Annotated in this window: 16 protein-coding genes and 1 pseudogene; 7 read left to right on the top strand and 10 right to left on the bottom strand. The window is 73.5% G+C overall.

The window, feature by feature from the left end; all coding sequences use genetic code 11:
- Positions 1-226: 226 nt before the first annotated feature.
- The 3 genes from ACIBBD_RS12850 (at position 227) to ACIBBD_RS12840 (ending at position 2,852) form a co-directional block, all read left to right on the top strand.
- Positions 227-1,561, top strand: coding sequence for a diaminopimelate decarboxylase (locus tag ACIBBD_RS12850; RefSeq protein WP_399419491.1), 1,335 nt, complete (start codon positions 227-229; stop codon positions 1,559-1,561).
- A 67-nt stretch (positions 1,562-1,628) separates the two neighbouring features.
- The gene (locus ACIBBD_RS12845) at positions 1,629-1,856 is read left to right on the top strand and encodes a hypothetical protein (RefSeq protein ID WP_399419374.1); all 228 of its coding nucleotides are present in this window, start codon (positions 1,629-1,631) and stop codon (positions 1,854-1,856) included.
- 111 nt (positions 1,857-1,967) lie between these two features.
- Complete coding sequence (locus ACIBBD_RS12840) at positions 1,968-2,852, top strand: Gfo/Idh/MocA family protein (RefSeq protein WP_399419373.1); 885 nt, start codon at positions 1,968-1,970, stop codon at positions 2,850-2,852.
- A 21-nt stretch (positions 2,853-2,873) separates the two neighbouring features.
- Here ACIBBD_RS12840 and ACIBBD_RS12835 read toward each other — a convergent pair whose 3' ends face one another.
- The 4 genes and pseudogenes from ACIBBD_RS12835 to ACIBBD_RS12820 form a co-directional block, all read right to left on the bottom strand.
- Positions 2,874-3,152 (bottom strand): GlsB/YeaQ/YmgE family stress response membrane protein, encoded by a 279-nt coding sequence (locus ACIBBD_RS12835; protein WP_399419372.1) that lies wholly within the window; start codon positions 3,150-3,152, stop codon positions 2,874-2,876.
- Positions 3,153-3,232: 80 nt separating this feature from the next.
- On the bottom strand, positions 3,233-3,562 hold the full coding sequence (locus ACIBBD_RS12830; protein ID WP_399419371.1) for a hypothetical protein: 330 nt from the start codon (positions 3,560-3,562) through the stop codon (positions 3,233-3,235).
- A 44-nt stretch (positions 3,563-3,606) separates the two neighbouring features.
- Entirely contained in the window at positions 3,607-4,494 is an 888-nt protein-coding gene (locus tag ACIBBD_RS12825; protein WP_399419370.1) for a GNAT family N-acetyltransferase, read from the bottom strand.
- Between the two features lie 146 nt (positions 4,495-4,640).
- Positions 4,641-5,026, bottom strand: a pseudogene (locus tag ACIBBD_RS12820) (MMPL family transporter); the annotation flags it as partial.
- Between the two features lie 677 nt (positions 5,027-5,703).
- Here ACIBBD_RS12820 and ACIBBD_RS12815 point away from each other — a divergent pair.
- Together ACIBBD_RS12815 and sthA are read left to right on the top strand one after the other, a co-directional pair.
- Positions 5,704-5,910, top strand: coding sequence for a hypothetical protein (locus ACIBBD_RS12815; protein WP_399419369.1), 207 nt, complete (start codon positions 5,704-5,706; stop codon positions 5,908-5,910).
- Between the two features lie 94 nt (positions 5,911-6,004).
- Positions 6,005-7,408: a Si-specific NAD(P)(+) transhydrogenase gene (gene sthA, locus ACIBBD_RS12810; protein WP_399419368.1), complete on the top strand. Its 1,404-nt coding sequence runs from the start codon at positions 6,005-6,007 to the stop codon at positions 7,406-7,408.
- Positions 7,409-7,541: 133 nt separating this feature from the next.
- On the opposite strand, the gene ACIBBD_RS12805 is transcribed toward sthA, so the two are convergent.
- Positions 7,542-8,015, bottom strand: coding sequence for a DUF5709 domain-containing protein (locus tag ACIBBD_RS12805; RefSeq protein ID WP_399419367.1), 474 nt, complete (start codon positions 8,013-8,015; stop codon positions 7,542-7,544).
- A 331-nt stretch (positions 8,016-8,346) separates the two neighbouring features.
- Here ACIBBD_RS12805 and ACIBBD_RS12800 point away from each other — a divergent pair, with 331 nt between their 5' ends.
- Together ACIBBD_RS12800 and ACIBBD_RS12795 are read left to right on the top strand one after the other, a co-directional pair.
- Complete coding sequence (locus ACIBBD_RS12800) at positions 8,347-9,816, top strand: APC family permease (protein ID WP_399419366.1); 1,470 nt, start codon at positions 8,347-8,349, stop codon at positions 9,814-9,816.
- A gap of 13 nt (positions 9,817-9,829) precedes the next feature.
- Complete coding sequence (locus ACIBBD_RS12795; protein WP_399419365.1) at positions 9,830-10,789, top strand: hypothetical protein; 960 nt, start codon at positions 9,830-9,832, stop codon at positions 10,787-10,789.
- A gap of 188 nt (positions 10,790-10,977) precedes the next feature.
- Here ACIBBD_RS12795 and prcB read toward each other — a convergent pair whose 3' ends face one another.
- The 5 genes from prcB to ACIBBD_RS12770 all read right to left on the bottom strand — a co-directional run bounded on the left by prcB (position 10,978) and on the right by ACIBBD_RS12770 (position 17,555).
- Positions 10,978-11,832, bottom strand: coding sequence for a proteasome subunit beta (prcB, locus tag ACIBBD_RS12790; RefSeq protein WP_399419364.1), 855 nt, complete (start codon positions 11,830-11,832; stop codon positions 10,978-10,980).
- A gap of 76 nt (positions 11,833-11,908) precedes the next feature.
- Positions 11,909-12,850, bottom strand: coding sequence for a lysylphosphatidylglycerol synthase domain-containing protein (locus ACIBBD_RS12785; protein ID WP_399419363.1), 942 nt, complete (start codon positions 12,848-12,850; stop codon positions 11,909-11,911).
- Complete coding sequence (locus ACIBBD_RS12780) at positions 12,847-14,343, bottom strand: hypothetical protein (RefSeq protein WP_399419362.1); 1,497 nt, start codon at positions 14,341-14,343, stop codon at positions 12,847-12,849. The genes ACIBBD_RS12785 and ACIBBD_RS12780 overlap by 4 nt, the downstream gene beginning before the upstream one ends.
- Before the next feature lie 120 nt (positions 14,344-14,463).
- Positions 14,464-16,806: a glycoside hydrolase family 65 protein gene (locus ACIBBD_RS12775; RefSeq protein ID WP_399419361.1), complete on the bottom strand. Its 2,343-nt coding sequence runs from the start codon at positions 16,804-16,806 to the stop codon at positions 14,464-14,466.
- Positions 16,803-17,555, bottom strand: a complete 753-nt coding sequence (locus ACIBBD_RS12770; protein ID WP_399419360.1) for a beta-phosphoglucomutase family hydrolase — start codon at positions 17,553-17,555, stop codon at positions 16,803-16,805. Before ACIBBD_RS12770 ends, ACIBBD_RS12775 begins: the two co-directional genes overlap by 4 nt.
- Positions 17,556-17,631 lie beyond the last annotated feature (76 nt).

The following is a 17,631-nucleotide window of genomic DNA, read 5'->3' as shown; positions in this document are numbered from 1 at the left end:
GCGAGGGCAGCCGGGCGACGGACTCCCGCGGAAGGCGAGCCACCCGAGACGTACGGCCCGGAAAGGGGCGAACCTGGAGTCGACCGCCCCTTCCCGGCGCACCGAAGGAGACCAGGACGTGTCGTCCCCCATCGAGAACGCCCCTGAGAGCGCCTCCGCCCACGCCCCCTCCCGCGCCCCCGAGAGCACCGTCGCCGACACCTTCGAGGACACTTTCGAGCGAGCGATCGTGAGCAGTGCCTCGCGTGTCGCCCCCGTCGTGCGTCAGGCCGTGGCCGACGGGCTGCTCGGCGAGGAGCGGCCGCTGGCCGGATTCGTCGACGTCCAGGGCGTGCGGGACAGTGTCGCCGGTCTGCACGAGGCGTTCGCGCGGGTCCCCGGCGTACTGCACACCTTCGCGGCCAAGGCCTGCGCGCTGGTGCCGGTGCTGCGGCTGCTCGCCGACACCGGCATGGGCTGCGAGGTGGCGAGCCCCGGCGAGCTGCGGCTGGCGCTGGACGCGGGCTTCGCGCCCGAGCGGATCGTGCTGGACTCCCCCGCGAAGACCCGCCGGGAGATCCGCGAGGCCCTCGCCCTCGGCGTCGCGGTCAACGCCGACAACCTCGCCGAGCTCGAACGCGTCGACGCGCTGCGCCCGGCGGACTGCGCGTCCGTCATCGGGCTACGGGTCAACCCGCAGGTCGGCAGCGGAACCATCGGGGCGATGAGCACCGCCACGGAGCACGCCAAGTTCGGTGTGGCGCTGCGCGATCCCGGTGCCCGCGCCCGGGTCGTCGAGGCGTTCGCGCGGCGGCCGTGGCTGACCCGGCTGCACGCGCACGTCGGCTCGCAGGGCTGCCCGCTGCCCCTGATCGCCGAGGGGCTCGCCGCCCTCCACCTCCTCGCCGAGGAGATCGACGCCCGCGTCGGCCACCGCCAGGTGACCAGCCTCGACCTCGGCGGCGGGCTCCCGGTGAACTTCGCCGACGACACCGTCACCCCCACGTTCGCCGACTACGTCGCCGCGCTCACCGCCGCCGAACCGGCCCTGCTGGACGGCCGCTACCGGATCGTCACCGAGTTCGGCCGCTCCCTGCTCGCCAAGAACGGCTTCCTCGCGGCGCGCGTGGAGTACGTCAAGGACGCGGGCGACCGCCGTATCGCCGTCACCCATGCCGGTGCGCAGGTCGCCACCCGCACCGTGTTCATGCCGGGCGCCTGGTCGCTGCGGGTGTCGGCCCACGGCCCGGACGGCTCGCCGAAGCGGACGCCCCCGCTGCGACAGGACGTCGCCGGGCCCCTCTGCTTCGCCGGGGACGTCGTGGCGCACGAGCGCGAACTGCCCGAACTCGCCGAGGGCGACCTGGTCGTCCTGCACGACACGGGCGCCTACTGCTTCTCGGCGCCCTGGGCGTACAACAGCCTGCCCCGGCCCGGTGTGTACGGGTGTCTGGTGCGGGACGGGCGGGTCGGGTTCGCCACCGTCCGTCCCCCGCAGACGCTGCGGGAGATCTCCGTGGAGAGCGGGCTGGACCGGGCGGACGCGCTGCTGACCGGCTTCGCGGCGCCTTCACTGCCCTGAGTCGCGTCCAGGAGGGGCGTTCACGGCGTTCCCAGGCATCAGCGGCGCGATTCGGAGCACCCGAAACGTGTCCGTTGACGAGGAGAACACTGTGTTCTGGGTCGCCGTAATGCTGCTGCCGCTGCTGTCCGTCCTGCTCGTGGTCATGGACCGTGTCGAGGACCGTCTGCTCACCCCCGCCCCGGCCAAGCCGCGGCATGCCGCCCGCAAGCGGCATCTGCGGCTGATCCGGGGCGGCACCGGGAGCGGGGAGCCGGTCACGGACGACGGCCTGTCCGAGCCCCGGGCCGCCTGACCGGCCCCCGGGTTCCCCGTCGGCGCCGTCCGTGTGCGAGGCTCGCTCACGGACGGCGCCGTGCACGGTGTCGACCGTCACCTCGTACCGGCAGCAGGGAGAGTCAGCGACATGCGCATCGGTCTGCTCGGCACCGGCCCCTGGGCGCAGATGGTCCACGCCCCCGCCCTGAGCGCGCACGAAGGCCTCGACTTCGCCGGTGTGTGGGGCCGTCGCCCCGCCGCCGCCGAGGAACTGGCCGACCGTCACGGCACCCGGGCCTACGACGATGCCGACGCCCTGCTCGCGGAGGTGGACGCGGTCGCGGTCGCGGTGCCGCCGGACGTACAGGCCGATCTCGCGGTGCGGGCCGCCGAGGCCGGCTGTCACCTTCTGCTCGACAAGCCCGTCGCCGCGACGGTGGCGGGAGCCCGGGCGGTGGCGCGGGCCGCTCGGCAGGCGGAGGTCGCCTCGGTCGTCTTCTTCACCACGCGCTTCCTGCCCGAGCCCGAGGCGTGGATGGCCGAGCGGGCGGCCGAGGGTGGGTGGTTCACGGGGCACGCGCAGTGGCTGGGCGCGGTGTTCACGGGGGACAGCCCGTTCGCCACGCCGTGGCGCCGGGAGAAGGGCGCCCTGTGGGACGTGGGACCGCACGCGTTGTCCGTGCTGCTCCCGGTCCTGGGTGACGTGCGCCGGGTGTCGGCGGCCGGGCGGGGGCCCGGGGACACGGTGCACGTGGTCCTGGACCACGTCGGCGGTGCCTCCAGCACGCTGACGCTCAGTCTGACGGCCCCGCCCTCGGCGGCGGGTGCCGCCGTCGAGATCCGTGGCGAGGCCGGAGTGGTGCGGCTCCCGGAGAGTGACTCGGACGCCGCCACCGCCTTCGGCCGGGCCGCGGACGCGCTGGGCGCCGCGGCCCGGGACGGCCGTCCGCACGCGTGCGACGCGGCGTTCGGCCTGCGGGTCACCGAGGTACTCGCCGAGGCCGAGACCCTGTTGGCCAACGGCGCCGGCTGAGTACGCGGTGGTCGCGGCCGGTCAGGCGTGCCGGTGCGTGCGCCGGTTGCCGGTGACGGCCCGGTAGAGGACCAGCAGGATGAGCGAGCCGATGATCGCGGCGATCCAGGTGGACAGGTCGAAGAAGCCGTCGATCGAGTCCACTCCGAAGATCACCTTGCCCAGCCAGCCGCCGAGCAGACCGCCGACGATGCCGATGAGCATGGTGACGATGATGCCGCCCGGGTCCTTCCCGGGAAGCAGCAGCTTGGCGATGGCACCGGCGAGCAGGCCTATCAGAATCCAGGCGATGATGCCCACGGTTCCTCCTGTCTCCGTCTGAAAACGTGTACGTCTCCCGAATGCGCGGTCACGGGATCCGCAAACCTGCCGGAGGTCTCCTAGTCGTCCCCGAACGGCTTTTCGCTCCACCGGAACCAGGCCTGGTCCCCCTGGATGTGCAGCAGGAACTCGGCGACGGGCCCGCCGGGCGAGGTGAGCGTCACGCGGCGCCTGATCTCGGCCTGCACGGTCTCCCACTCGTCGAGATGGGCGTCCAGGTCCTCCTCCAGCAGGGCGAGTTCCCGGGTGAAGAGGGGTTCGACGGCGGCGTACGCCGGGCCGGGGACGAAGCGTCCGGACAGCCAGGGGAAGTCGTGGTCGTCGACGACGATCTCCCCGACCCGCCCCTCACCGCAGCCGATGTACCAGACCCCGCCGTCGAACCCCATCACGCCTCCGTCACTCGCGGTCGGTCACATCGCGCACCAGCCTGTCAGACGGCGTCGAAGTTCACCCGCTCCCGGACGATCGGGTAGCCGGCCCTCGTGAAGTGGGCGGCCATGGGAAAGTTGCCCTGGTCGGTGGCGCCTGCGATGAACTCGGCGCCCCGTTCGACGAGATAGTGGGTGCACTCGGCGAGCAGGTCGTAGGCGTAGCCGTGGCCCCGGTGCTCGGGCAGGACGCCGATGAAGCCGATGCAGGGGCCGGAGGGGTTGTGGGCCGGGATGTGGATGCCGGCGAGGTCTCCGTCCGGGGTCCGGGCGATCTGCCACCAGTCCCGCGGCGACGGGCACCAGCGGAAGAAGTCCATCTCTTCCTGGGCGGCCAGATCGAGACCGCCCTTGGCGATGGCCTTGCGGGCATGGGCGTCGAGGGTGACGGAGTGGATGCGGCGCAACGCGTCGAAGAAGACCGCGTCGTCCGGTTCCGGGGCGAAGTGGAGGCGGCCGGGGCGTTCCGGCAGGCCGCACTCCGGGGTCCAGCGGTAGATGAAGCGCTCCACCAGCGGGGTGTAACCGGCGGCGCGGGCGGCGGTGGAACGGGCCTCTGCGGCGGCTCGCAGGGCCGGGTCCTCGCGCCAGCCGCCGGGCATGACCAGGTCCAGGCCGACGCGCCAGGGAGCGGTGCGCAGGAGTTCGGCGCCGGCCTCCTCCTCGCCGTCGGCGAAGTCGAACCACTCCACCGTGAGCGGTGCGCTGTCGTCGGGTCCGCCCCACCAGGCGGCGCGGGCGACGACCCGGCCGTCGCGCAGGGCGACGCGCTTCCAGTCGGGGCGGTAGGTGGCGTGGCCGAACGCCTCGTGGGCACGGAGCGGGTCGGGCAGGGTGTCGAACAGGTGGACGTCGCTCTCGTCGAGCGCGCGGATGACCAGATCGGTCACGGATTCCTCCGGGATGCGAAACGTGGTGCGCTCCCGGGCGGTCGGACATCGGTCAGACTCGGCACGCCGGGGTCACGGTGAGGGAGCGCGGGATGTGGGTGAACTGCATGGCGCCCGCCTCCTTCCGTGAGTCACTGGGCGTGCGGTCACACGCTAGGGGTACGGCTCCCGGGCCGTCCACCGGTTTTCCCGGCCCCCGCCCCGAGGCTGACGCCTTCGCCCTCCCCCTCGGGGTCGATGTGCGGCAGCATCCGGGCCGGCCACCGGGTCGTCCACCGGACGTGCCGGCCCAGCAGGGTCATCACCGCGGGCGCCATGGGCAGAGCCGTACGACGGTGGCGTCGACGAGCACGCCGACGGTCAGGCCGAGCCCCGGCGTCTTGACGACGACGGTGTCGCTGACGACGGAGGCGGCGAGGACGCTCACCGTGATCAGGGCGGCGCAGGTGATGACCCGGGCGGTGATCTCCACGGCGTGGGCGACGGCGGCCTCGGCGTCCCTGGTGCGCAGCCAGTGCTCGTGGACGCGCGAGGGCGGGAAGAACCTGCGCCGGCGGGCGGGCGGCCTCGTCGACGCCGTGGAGGTGCCGTCGCCGAGTGCGGAGGGCTGGACGTCGAAGCGGACGGTGAGGGAGCCGGTCGTGCCGCCGGCGGACACCGGGCCGGCCTTCGACGCCGTCTGCGCGGGTGGGATCTGCGACGCCGGCACGTGGGGAGGTTTCCGCAGGTCACCGACTGCCGTGACCATCCGGGCAGCCGGTCGACGGCGACGATCAGGAAGTGGCGGGCGCACCAGGCACCGAGCCGTCGCGGTCCCCCGCCGCGTTGATCCCCGCCCTGCCGTTCCCCCCGTCTCCGCACCGCTGGATTCCATGGCCCGGGCCTCTTCCGCCGGCGGGTGGTCCCGGATCTCCGGTACAGCCCATTAGACGCCGGTCCGGCCTGCCCGGCATCCGGGCAGGGAGGGCCCGGCATCCCGCGCATGGATGCGCGTGGGGAACACCCGAAGGTTGTTTCCGCCCCGATCCGGGGGTTATGTTCCGGTCCTGGGCGGTACTCCTGCCCGCGAGGGAGCCCTCGGTTCCGCGGCCGGTGTCCCGGTGCACCGGCGCTTTCCGGATGCAGGGTGCGCTCCCGCGATGAATGGTGTTAGTGGACCCGCTGACCGCACCGGGACCGAACAGCCCTCCGGACCGAGGAGCAGAGACCATGTCGACCTCACAGCCCGACGCCTCCCGGCCGTCCCCCGACCGCGCCACCCCGGACAAACTGCTCCACACCCGAACCGGCACCGATGTGTCGCCGGAGGACATGGTTCTGGCCACGGGCAGGGACCTCACCCCGCGCAACCTCGAGTGGGCGCGGCGCAAGCTGGACGAGGAAGGGCCGGACGCGATCGAGAAGCTGCTGCCCTGAGCGCCGCGGCCGCGCGCACCGGCCGACGACCGGGTGACGGGCCGTCGCCGGCCCACCCTTTCGAAGCACCCTCCGGGCTGTCAGACTCCGGAGGGTGCCCGACTTCGACATGCTCGTCCTCGGATCCGGTCCGGGCGGTCAGAAGGCCGCCATCGCCGCCGCCAAGCTCGGCCGCCGCGTCGCCGTCGTCGACCGCCCCGACATGCTCGGCGGGGTTTCCCTCCACACCGGCACCATCCCCTCCAAGACCCTGCGCGAGGCCGTGCTCTACCTCACCGGCCTCACCCAGCGCGACCTCTACGGGCAGAGCTACCGCCTGAAGGAGGACATCACCGTCGCCGACCTGACCGCGCGCACGCAGCACGTGGTGGGGCGCGAAGTCGACGTGGTCCGCAGTCAGTTGTCCCGCAACCACGTCGTCCGGTACTCCGGCACCGGCCGGTTCGTCGACGACCGCACCGTCGCCCTGCGCGAGGCCGGCGGCCAGGAACGGCTGATCAGCGCCGAGCACATCGTGATCGCCACCGGTACGCGTCCCGCACGGCCGCAGAGCGTGGAGTTCGACGGGCGCACCATCCTCGACTCCGACAACGTCCTGACGATCGAGCGGGTGCCGCGCTCCCTGGTGATCGTGGGCGCGGGGGTCATCGGCATGGAGTACGCGTCGATGTTCGCCGCTCTCGGCAGCAGGGTGACGGTGGTGGAGAAGCGGGCGGGGATGCTCGACATGTGTGACGTGGAGGTCGTCGAGTCGCTCAGGTACCACCTGCGGGACCTGGCGGTGACCTTCCGGTTCGGGGAGACCGTGGCCGCCGTCGAGCGGCATCCGCGCGGTGCGCTGACCGTGCTGGAGAGCGGCAAGAAGATCCCCTCGGAGGTGGTGATGTACTCGGCGGGCCGGCAGGGTCTGACCGACGGGCTGGACCTGGACCGGGCCGGGCTGGAGGCGGACGCGCGCGGGCGGATCGCGGTGGACGAGCACTACCGCACGCGAGTGCCGCACATCTACGCCGTGGGTGACGTGATCGGGTTCCCGGCGCTCGCCGCGACGGCCATGGAGCAGGGGCGCGCGGCCGCCTACCACGCCTGCGGCGAGCCCGTCGGGCGGATGCACCGGCTCCAGCCGATCGGTATCTACACCATCCCGGAGATCAGCTTCGTCGGACGGACGGAGGACCAGCTCACCGAGGAGCGGGTGCCGTACGAGGTGGGGATCGCCCGCTACCGGGAGCTGGCCCGCGGGCAGATCATCGGCGACGCCCACGGCATGCTCAAACTGCTGGTCTCCCCGCGGGACCGCACCCTGCTCGGCGTGCACTGCTTCGGGGCGGGCGCCACCGAGCTGATCCACATCGGCCAGTCCGTGATGGGCCTCGGCGGCACCGTCGACTACCTGGTCGACGCCGTGTTCAACTACCCGACCCTGGCCGAGTCCTACAAGGTCGCCGCCCTCGACGCCACCAACCGGCTACGGCAGTTGGACCGGATCGGGGACTGAACGGGCCGGCGCCCCGGCCCCCTGCCGCGCCTTCCGGCCCGCACGGCCGGGGCGCACCCGCCGGCACGGCCCGCACGGGCCGACCACCCGCCCGGTCCGCTCGACGCGCTCGTGCGCCCGGTCCGCCGGTCCGTTACGGCAGGTCGTTCTCGTCCACGACGTGGACGGCGGCCTCCTCCGCGCTCGCGGCCCCCGCGTCGATGCCGACGTCCTGGGCGATCTCCTCCTTGGTGGCGTCGGGGTGCGCGCCCTCGTCGGGGGCGACCAGGCGGCCGGCGCGCCGGTCGCCCGCCTCCGGGTCGACGGGCTCGCCCTCGCCGTCGGGGAGGTCGCCGATCTCGTCCCCGGCGGGCTCGGCCACGTCCGGGACCTCCTGGGCGAGGCGCTGGTCGAGGCTCTCGCCGTCGTGCTGTTCGGCCGCGGTCGTGCCGTGCTTGGTGACGCCGAGGGGCTTCTCCGGCGGGGAGTAGCCCTCGTCCAGGGTGTCGTCGTAGGTGCGTTCGTCGAGGGCGTCCTGGAGGTCGAGGGGAGCGGCGTCCTCCTGCTCCTCGTTGGTGCCGGTGGGCTGGTAGGCGTCGTCGCCCATGCTCTCGGGCTCCGTACCCATGAATGCCTCCTGGGCTGGTGGTTCGTGCGTGGGTCCCCGTTCGCCTCTCCGGGTATCCCCGCCACGCGCGCCCCAACCCCGGCACATGCCGACCGCACGGGCCGCGGCGGGGACGAGGCCCGCCGCCAATCTTGAAAGTCAATCGCTGGGGCTATCATCACTCGCACACTCGGTGTGACCGTCCCCCAACGCAAGGTGGGCGGGATCCACCGCGGCTTTCCCCGCCCATGCCCCGCGGTCACCCCGTGTCGGCGCGGCGGAGCACCACCCCCCACCCCCCACGCCGTCGGGCCGTCCCCCGTTCCGGCGGTGCACGACGGAAAGCAGCGAGATGAGCAACAACAGCAGAGGGCTGCAGGCCAACGTCCTCGGCACGTTCGACACGGTGGTGATGGCGGTCGCGGGGAGCGCCCCCGCGTACTCGATCGCCGCCACGACGGCGGTGCTCGCCGGCGCGGTGGGTCCGGCCGGTCCGGCCGCGCTGCTGTACTGCGCGATACCGATGCTGGGCATCGCCCTGGCCTTCAGCTACCTCAGCCGGATCGACGTCAACGCGGGCGCCAGCTACTCGTGGGTGGGGCGCACGCTCCATCCCTTCCTCGGCTTCGTCAGCGGCTGGGCGCTGGTGATGTCGGCGACGATCTTCATGGTGGCGGGTTCCCTGCCGGCCGGTTCGATGACGCTCGCCCTGTTCGACGAGGGCCTCGCCGACGACACGGCGCTGTCCACGCTGGTGGGCGCCGGCTGGTTCCTGATGATGCTGAGCGTGGTCCTCGGCGGCGCCCGGCTGACCGTCCGCGCCCAACTTGTCCTGTCGGGGGTGGAGTTGGTGATTCTGGCGCTGTTCGCGGTGCTGGCGTTCCTCCACACGGACAACGCCCGCGTCTTCGACTGGTCCTGGCTGGGTTTCAGCCAGTTCGACGGGGTGTCCGGATTCGCCGCGGGGGCGCTGGTGGCGGCGTTCTACTACTGGGGCTGGGACGTCACCAGCAATCTCAGTGAGGAGACCCGCAACAGCCGCCGCACGACCGGTCTCGCGGGGCTGATCGGGGTGGGCGTCGTCTTCCTGCTCTTCGAGGTGTTCACCATCGCGGTGAACGTCATCCTCAGCGCGCGCCGGATCGAGGAGAACGGCGCGAACGTGCTGGCGGTGCTCGGCGAGGAGGTGTGGCCCGGCTGGGGTGGCAAGCTGCTGGTCGTGGCGGTGCTGCTGTCCACCGTCGCCACCCTGGAGACCACTCTCATCCAGGTCACCCGGTCCCTGTTCGCGATGGGCCGCGACCGGACGATGCCGGCGGCGCTGGGGCGGGTGCACCGCAGGTGGAACACGCCGTGGGTGGCCATCACGGTGGTCGGCGCGGTGGCGCTGGGCATGTTCGTCGCCTCCAACGCGCTGGGCTCGGTGGGTGAGATCCTCTCCGACGCGATCTCGGCGATCGGCCTGCAGATCGCCGTCTACTACGGTCTCGCGGGCCTCGCCGTCGTCGTCGCGTACCGGAAGAAGCTGCTGAAGTCGCCGACGGACTTCCTCTTCGGCGGGCTGTGGCCGCTGTGCGGCGCCCTGTTCATGTTCTGGGTGTTCGTCGAGTCGCTCGGCGAGCTGAGCTCCGCGGCGGTCGCGATCGGCCTCGGCGGGCTCGGGGTGGGCTTGGTGCCGATGCTCTGGTACTGGCGCAAGGGCAGCGACTACTACCGGCCGGCCCGGCTGGACGCCTCGCGGACCGTCGCCGTCGACTACGTGCCGGTGAGCGCGGCGTCCTCGCGCTCCGCCGCCCACGAGGGTCTCCCCACCGACTTCTAGAGGGGGACCCGCGATGGCGCGAGACCGCTTCGCACCCGATTTCGATCCCGACTGCGGGGACGCGGCCCTCTCCTCCACCCGGCACGACATCGTCATCGGCCGCTGGCAGGGCCTGAGGGACCTGCTGCGGGCGACCGGTGCGGACTGGCTCGCCCGGGGACACCGGGTCCGGATGCTCGCGCAGGCCTGCGCGGACAGTTCGACGGTGGAGACCTGGCTGGCGGCCGAGCCGCACAGTGCCGACGCGCTGGTGCTGCGGGCGGCCACGGAGACCGCCCGCGCCTTCAACCTGGCCATCGCCGCGGGCCGGGGCGTGCCGATCGACCAGCACCGGGTGGACACCGCGGTGCTGGCCTGTCTGGCGGCGGCCGAGGCGTTCGTGGACGATCCGACGCCGTGGATCTCGCTGATCTCGGTCGCGCGGCTGTATCCGTCGGGGGTGCGCCGACGGGAACTGGCGCGCTGGTGGGACGAGTTGCACCGGCGCGACCCGTACAGCATGGAGGGCCACCTCCAGGTGCTGCACTACTACTCGGCGCGCTGGCACGGCACGCACAGCCTGATGTACGACTTCGCGCGGGACGCAGCCGGTGTGGCCCCGCCGGGCTGCCCGCTGCCGGTGCTGGTGCAGTACGCCCGGGTGGAGGAGTACCGGTACGCCCTCGACGCGGCGCACGGCCGGTCCACCGCGGTGGGCCTGGGGCAGCACTGGACCCACGACGGCGCCGTGGGCGACGTACGCCGCACCTGGGAGCGCTGGCTCCTGGGCCGTACGCGGACGCAGATCGCCCCCGGTGAGCTGCGTGACCTCAACCACCTCGCCCACGCGGCCTGTTCGGCGGGGGCGGGCGACGTGGCGGAGCCGCTCCTGCGGATGATCGGCCGGCGCGCCACCCGGACCCCGTGGTCGTACACCGGGGATCCGGCGCAGCAGCTCACGCGGTGGCGCAGGGAATGGGGGCTGCCGGCCTGACATGCCGGGCGCACGCCCCGCCTCCTGCCGGACGGGCGGGGCGGCGCCGCCGGTGAGCCGCCCGCCCGCGTCGGGACGGACGGCCACGGTGGGCGCCTCGACGGTGGAGCGTCGTCAGGGCGCACGCCCCGCTCACTCGCCCTCCAGGTCCTCACCACGCGTACGGAAAGCGCCTCGTCAGGGACGGGTCAGGGCGTCGCGGTGGGTCCGTCCGGGCGGCTGCTGCGCCGCTCGACCATCTCACGGCTGAGAGCCTCCGTCTCCGGCTCGGGCAGCCGCTCGAAGCCGTCCTCGGTGATGATCGAGACAATGGGGAAGATCCGCCGGCTGATGTCCGGGCCGCCGGTCGCGGAGTCGTCGTCCGCCGCGTCGTACAGCGCCTGGAGGGCGGCGAGGGCGGCCTCGCGCCGGTCCATGCCCGTGCGGAACAGCTTCTTCAACGCGCCCCGGGCGTACGGCGATCCGGAGCCCTCGGCGTGGAAGCCCCGTTTCTCGTACAGGCCGCCGGCGACGTCGTAGCTGAAGATGCGGCCGCGTCCGCCCTCGGGGGCGGAGGCGTCGTAGCCGACGAGGAGCGGGACGACGGCGAGGCCCTGCATGGCCTGGCCGAGGTTCTGCCGGAGCATGCCGGCCAGGCGGCGCGCCTTCGCGTCGAGGCTCATCGCGACGCCCTCGATCTTCTCGAAGTGCGCCAGCTCGACCTGGTAGAGCTTCACCATGTCCAGCGCGAGCCCCACCGTGCCGGCGAAGGCGACGGCCGTGTGGTCGTCGGCCGGGTGCACCTTCTCCAAGTCGCGCTGGGCGATGAGGTTGCCCATGGTGGCCCGGCGGTCGCCCGCGATCAGCACGCCGTCGCGGTAAGCGAGGGCGAGCACGGTGGTGCCGTGCGGCACCTGGTCCGGCGCGGCGCGCAGGCCGTCCGGGAGGATCCGGCGCGTGCTGAGCAACTCCGGGCGGTGTGCCGCAAGGAACTCGGTGAAGGACGAGGTCCCCGGGGTGAAGAACTCCTCGCCCAGCCGCCCGCCGTGGTCGTTCCCCGTCATGGCCTCCCCCTCGTCCGCCCGGTCCGACAACCGGACTCCTACCAAAGGCCGGCGGACGGGAAACGCGGGTTGCGGGTCACAGCGCCTTGCGGCGGACGAGGAGACCGAGCACCAACAGGCCCGGCAGCAGCGGCAGCCAGACGGTCAGGAGCCGGTAGCCGAGCACGGCGGAGGCGGCCCCCTCGGCCGGCGCCCCGGCGGCGGCCAGCGCGAAGGCCAGCGCCGCGTCGAGGGAGCCGAGTCCGCCCGGGGTGGGCAGCAGGGCGGCCGCGCTGCTCGCGGCGAGGTAGAGCAGCGCCACCCGGACCGGGGGCAGGGGCAGCGCGACGGCCCGGGTGACGGCGATCAGCACGCACGCGTGCAGCGCGGCGAACGTCACCGAACCGCCCCACAGGGCGGCCGCCCGCCGCGGCCGCGCGTGGACGGCCCTGACGTCCGCCGCCACTGCGGCCACGGCCCGCCGGCCCCGCGGCCACCGCCGGCCGGCCAGCAGCAGGCCCGCCCCGACGGCCGCGAGGGCGGCGACCGCCCAGCCGCCCCCGTCGTGCGGGACCCGGAGGATCCCCGGGCAGGCGGCGGCGAGTACGGCGATCAGGGCACCGCGCGCCACCCCGCCCGCCGTGGCCCTGACTCCCACGGCGGTCGCCGCGCGGCCGGCCGACAGCCCGCAGCGCATGAGGAAGCGCAGGTTGACGGCGCCCGCGCCGAGCCCGGCGGGCAGCACCTGGTTGGCGGCGGAGGCGGCGAACTGCGCGGCCACGAGCCGCCCCTGAGGCAGCCGCCGGACGACGGCGCCCTGCAGGGCGAGGGCCGCGCACAGCCAGGTGCCGCAGGCGGCCGTCGCACCGGTCAGCAGCCAGCCCTGGTCGGCGACCGCCAGCCGCAGGGCGCCGGCCTCCAGTACGGGCCAGTGCCGGCGCGCCAGCCACCCGGCGGCCACCAGGACGGCGAGCGTGAGAGCGGTCTGCCAGTGGGTGCCCTTGCGGATCGCCGCCACGGAGACCCGCTGGAATGTCATGCGGGGCCGCTCGCGCGCGGCGGGGGCGCCAGGTGCAGGTCGAGGCCGGCGGACGGGTGGCGCTGCCAGCCGCGGGCGTACGGGGGTGGCGGGCCGCCCGGCCGGGACAGCGCGGCGGTGGGGATCCGGCGGGCGGTGTCCAGGATGCCCGCCTCGGTGGTGTTGACGTTGTGGCCGCGCGGGTTCGCCGAGGAGCAGCCGGCGTAGAAGGCGACGGGGATGGCGTCGGTCCCGGTGAGCAGACAGGGCGGGCGGACACCCAGCCGGTTCAGGTGGGCGGCCGTACGGGCCCAGTCGCGGCGGTCGGCGGCGGTGCGGTCCACGGTCCGGTCCAGGACGACGTACTGCACCGCCAGATGACCGGCCAGGCCCAGGGCGAGGACCGCGACGGCGGCCGGGCGCGCCCGGCCGTCCGCTCTGGTGACCAGGTGGAACAGGGCGTCCGCGACCGGGATCGCGAGCAGGAGGTAGGTGGGGAGCAGGAAGCGGGGTGCCGCGTAGCCGATCATGAACAGGTAGGGCAGGGCGGCGGTCGTGGCGCAGGCGAGCAGGAGCAGGGTGGGGGTGGTGCGCCGGGCGCGGGCCGCGATCGCCAGACCGGCGGCGGCGAGCAGCGGGAGGACGAACCACCAGGCCATGACGGTCGGGTGCGGCAGGGATCCGGTGCACGGCCGACACAGGGCCCGGCCGACCAGGCTGCGCAGCTGGTCGTCGACGGCGATGTTCCAGCCGAGCCCGCCCTGGATGCGGGACCCCTCGTGCAGCCGCTGCGCGAGGCCGCCGTGGGAGAGGTGAGCCTCGATCACCCACTGCCCGATGCCCGTGGCGAGCCCCGCCAGGAGCACCAGCCCGAGGCGCATCCGCCGGCCCGCCGCCACCAGGACGATCAGTGGCAGGGAGATCCACACGGCGTCGGTGGGCCGCATCCACGCCATGAGCGCGGCACCCGCCGCCACCCCCCACAGCGCGGCCCGGTCCCGGTGGTCCGCTCGGACCCGCAGGAAGCAGCCGACGCAGGCGAGGGCGCCGAACGCGACCCACTGGTTGGGCATGGCCGCCGGGCCGTAGAAGAGGGTGATCCACAGGGAGGCGAAGAGGGCGCCGGCCGCGGCCAGGACGCGCGCCGGGAACAGCGTCCGCCAGACGCGCAGCGCCAGGTACAGGCCGAGGCCGGACAGCAGCGCCAGGTAGACGCGGAGCAGTTCGGTGGAGGTCGACCAGGACGTGACCGGTGCCACCAGCAGGGAGACGCCCCGGGCGCGCGGGGCGCTGAAGAAGGCCGGGGGCGCCTGGGCGCTGTTCTGGCTGACGTACACCGTCTCGTCCCAGCCGAGGCCCAGACCGGGGCCGACGAGGACCAGTTGGGCGACGGTGAAGGCGGCGGCCACCGCGGCGAGCAGCCACTGGCCGCGTGCGCGCCAGGACGTGCCCGGCACGCTCGCCGGCGCACCGCGTCGCGCGCCGACGAGCATGGCGTTCGTGCCGTTGGCCATCGTCCACCCCTCACTCCGCAGACGGAGAAACCGAGCAACCGGGAAAATCACGGTCAAAGTAACCTGTCCCGGTCGGGTGCGCAGGGTGGAGTTCGGCCAGGTGCCTGAGGGATCCCGCGATCAGCGGGCGTTCGGACGGCGGTGCGGGGGCTGCTCGGGTGACGGGCGTTCAGGAGTCGGCGGGATGGCGCGCACGGCGGGGCCCTCGCCGTTGAGGGTGAGGGGGGTGCCGTGGTGGCCGATCGTCAGGGGCGGACCGGACAGCAGGGTGTACGTGGCCTTGTCCGGGCCGACCTCGACGTGCAGGCGGCGGCCGAGGAACTGCAGGGAGAAGGCGAGGCGGCTGAACCTCTCCGGCAGGCGCGGCGCGAAGCGCAGGCCGTCGCCGTCCCGGCGCAGTCCGCCGAATCCGGCGACCAGCGCCATCCAGGTGCCCGCGAGGGAGGCGATGTGCAGGCCGTCGCGGGTGTTGTGCTCCAGGTCCGCCAGGTCCATCAGGGCGGCCTCGGCGGTGTAGTCGTAGGCCAGCCGCAGATGGCCCGCCTGGGCGGCGACGACGGCCTGGCAGCACGCCGACAGGGAGGAGTCGCGGACGGTCAGCGGCTCGTAGTAGGCGAAGTTGCGGGCGATCTGCTCGTCGTCGAAGAAGTCGCCGCAGGTGTACATCGCCAGCACCAGGTCCGCCTGCTTGACGACCTGCTTGCGGTAGAGGTCGAAGTAGGGGAAGTGCAGCAGCAGGGGGTACTGGTCGGGGCTGGTGCCGGCGAAGTCCCAGCGCTGGTAGCGGGTGAAGCCCGCGTGCTGTTCGTGGACGCCGAGTTCGTCGTTGTACGGGATGTGCACGGCCTCCGCGGCGTCCCGCCAGGCCGCGCTCTCCTCCGCGTCGACGCCGAGCGCGGCGGCCTCCTTCGGATGGCGTTCGACGGCGTCGGCGGCGGCGAGCAGGTTCGCCCGGGCCATGAGGTTGGTGTAGGTGTTGTCGTCGGCGACCGCGCTGTACTCGTCGGGGCCGGTGACGCCGTCGATGTGGAAGGTGCCGTGCGCGTCGTGGTGGCCGAGCGAGCGCCAGAGGCGGGCGGTCTCCACCAGCAGTTCCACGCCGGTGTCCCGTTCGAAGCCGGTGTCGCCGGTCGCCGCCACGTAGCGGACCACGGCGTCGGCTATGTCGGCGTTGACGTGGAAGGCGGCTGTGCCGGCCGGCCAGTACGCCGAGCCCTCCGAGCCCTCGATGGTGCGCCAGGGGAACGCGGCGCCGCGCAGGCCGAGCTGGGTGGCGCGCTCGCGGGCGGCGTCCAGGGTGCCCTGCCGCCAGCGCAGCGCCTCCCGGACGGCCTCGGGCGCGGTGTAGGTGAGCAGCGGCAGCACGAAGGTCTCGGTGTCCCAGAAGGCGTGGCCGTCGTAGCCGGAACCGGTCAGACCCTTGGCGGGGATGGCGCGCCCCTCCGCTCGGGCGCCGGCCTGCAGCACGTGGAAGAGGGCGAAGCGGACGGCCTGCTGGATCTCCTCGTCGCCGTCGACCTCGACGTCGGCGCGGGCCCAGAAGTCATCGAGGTAGGCCCGCTGGTCGTCGAGGAGGCCCTGCCAGCCGCTGTGTCCGGCGGCCGCGAGGGCCGCCTCCACCTGGTCGCTCATCGCGGGCCGGGAGCGGGCACCGGACCAGCCGTGCGCGACGAGTTTCTCCACGCGCAGCTTCTCGCCCGGCTCGAGCACGGAGGTGACGGTCAGTCGGGCCACGTCCACGTTGCTCTCGCTGCTGATGGTGGTGCGCTCGGGGCCGCTGACGTCGTGGTCGGCGGCGACGGCGACACGCAGACCGCTGCGCCGGGTGCGGTGCACCAGGCGCAGCCGTCGGCCGACGGCGATGTCCTCCTCCGGCTCCAGCGGCGACTTCAGCGCGCGGGCCGCGCGCGGGTCGCCGTTCGGCTCGGGCAGGCTCTCGTTGGCGACCAGCTCGGACTGGATGACGACACGGGAGCGGCTGCCGACGGCCTCGACCTCGTAGGCGACGGCGGCGACGGCGCGCTGGGTGAGGGAGACCAGCCGGGTGGAGCGGACCCGGACCGTGGTGCCGGCCGGCGAGGTCCACTCGCAGCTGCGTTCCAGGACGCCCCGGCGCAGGTCCAGGACGCGTTCGTGGGAGACGAGCCGCCCGTAGCGCAGGTCGAACGGCTCGTCGTCGACGAGCAGGCGCAGGATCTTGCCGTTGGTGACGTTGATGACGGTCTGCCCGGACTCGGGATAGCCGTAGCCCGCCTCGGCGTAGGGCAGGGGGTGCAGTTCGTGGACGCCGTTGAGGTAGGAGCCGGGCAGGCCGTGGGGTTCGCCCTCGTCGAGGTTGCCGCGCCAGCCGACGTGCCCGTTGGACAGGGCGAACACCGACTCGCTCTGGGCGAGGACGTCGAGGTTGAGGTGCGTCTCGCGCACGCACCAGGGTTCGACGGCGTAGGACCGGTCGGTGATCAAGCGTCTCCCCCCAGTTCGGCCAGGTCGGCCAGGTCCTTGACGACGACGTCCGCGCCGTGCTGGTACAGGGCGTCGGTCTGCCCCACCCGGTCAACGCCCACCACGTACCCGAAGTGCCCGGCGCGGCCCGCGTCCATGCCGGCCAGGGCGTCCTCGAAGACGGCTGCGCGGGACGGCTCGACGCCGAGGTCGCGGGCGGCGGCGAGGAAGGTGTCGGGGTGCGGCTTGCCGGGCAGTCCGCGCTCGGCCGCGACGACGCCGTCGATCCGCACCTCGAAGAGGTCCTCCGCGCCGATCGAGCGCAGCACGTCACGGGTGTTGGCGCTGGAGGAGACGATCGCCGTGCGCAGGCCCCGCGCGCGGACGGCCGCCAGGTAGCGCAGGGTGCCCTCGTAGGCCTCGACGCCCTGGGTGCGGATCTTCTCCAGCAGCAGGTCGTTCTTGCGGTTGCCGAGGCCGTGGACGGTCCCGGCGTCGGGCGGATCCCCGGGTTCGCCCTCGGGCAGGCGGATGCCGCGGGAGGCGAGGAAGGTGCGGACGCCGTCGGCGCGCGGGCGTCCGTCGACGTACTCGTCGTAGTCGCCGGCGGTGTCGAACGGCCGGAAGTCCTCGCCCTCGCGCTCGCGCAGGAACGCGTCGAAGGTCTCCTTCCAGGCGGCCGCGTGCACCACGGCCGTCCTGGTGACGACCCCGTCGAGATCGAAGAGGCAGGCCTGGATGGTGTCCGGGATTCCGAGCGTCGTCGTCATACAGGACCCGTTCCCCCGTACGGGCGTGCCCACCGAGTGGCGCACGCCACACCGCCGTGCCGCGGGACGGGTCGTG

Origin of the sequence: Streptomyces sp. NPDC051315 (assembly GCF_044455165.1) — a bacterium.
Taxonomy (GTDB): Bacteria; Actinomycetota; Actinomycetes; order Streptomycetales; family Streptomycetaceae; genus Streptomyces.
Note: the sequence above shows the minus strand (reverse complement) of the source record. Positions and strands in the feature narration are given on the sequence as shown.

Coding starts and splice junctions, on each gene's coding strand:
- ACIBBD_RS12785 (WP_399419363.1), bottom strand. CDS start 12,850: ATGACATTCCAGCGGGTCTCCGTGGCGGCGATCCGCAAGGGCACCCAC.
- ACIBBD_RS12780 (WP_399419362.1), bottom strand. CDS start 14,343: ATGGCCAACGGCACGAACGCCATGCTCGTCGGCGCGCGACGCGGTGCG.
- ACIBBD_RS12800 (WP_399419366.1), top strand. CDS start 8,347: ATGAGCAACAACAGCAGAGGGCTGCAGGCCAACGTCCTCGGCACGTTC.
- ACIBBD_RS12840 (WP_399419373.1), top strand. CDS start 1,968: ATGCGCATCGGTCTGCTCGGCACCGGCCCCTGGGCGCAGATGGTCCAC.
- ACIBBD_RS12770 (WP_399419360.1), bottom strand. CDS start 17,555: ATGACGACGACGCTCGGAATCCCGGACACCATCCAGGCCTGCCTCTTC.
- ACIBBD_RS12805 (WP_399419367.1), bottom strand. CDS start 8,015: ATGGGTACGGAGCCCGAGAGCATGGGCGACGACGCCTACCAGCCCACC.
- ACIBBD_RS12795 (WP_399419365.1), top strand. CDS start 9,830: ATGGCGCGAGACCGCTTCGCACCCGATTTCGATCCCGACTGCGGGGAC.
- prcB (WP_399419364.1), bottom strand. CDS start 11,832: ATGACGGGGAACGACCACGGCGGGCGGCTGGGCGAGGAGTTCTTCACC.
- ACIBBD_RS12815 (WP_399419369.1), top strand. CDS start 5,704: ATGTCGACCTCACAGCCCGACGCCTCCCGGCCGTCCCCCGACCGCGCC.
- ACIBBD_RS12830 (WP_399419371.1), bottom strand. CDS start 3,562: ATGGGGTTCGACGGCGGGGTCTGGTACATCGGCTGCGGTGAGGGGCGG.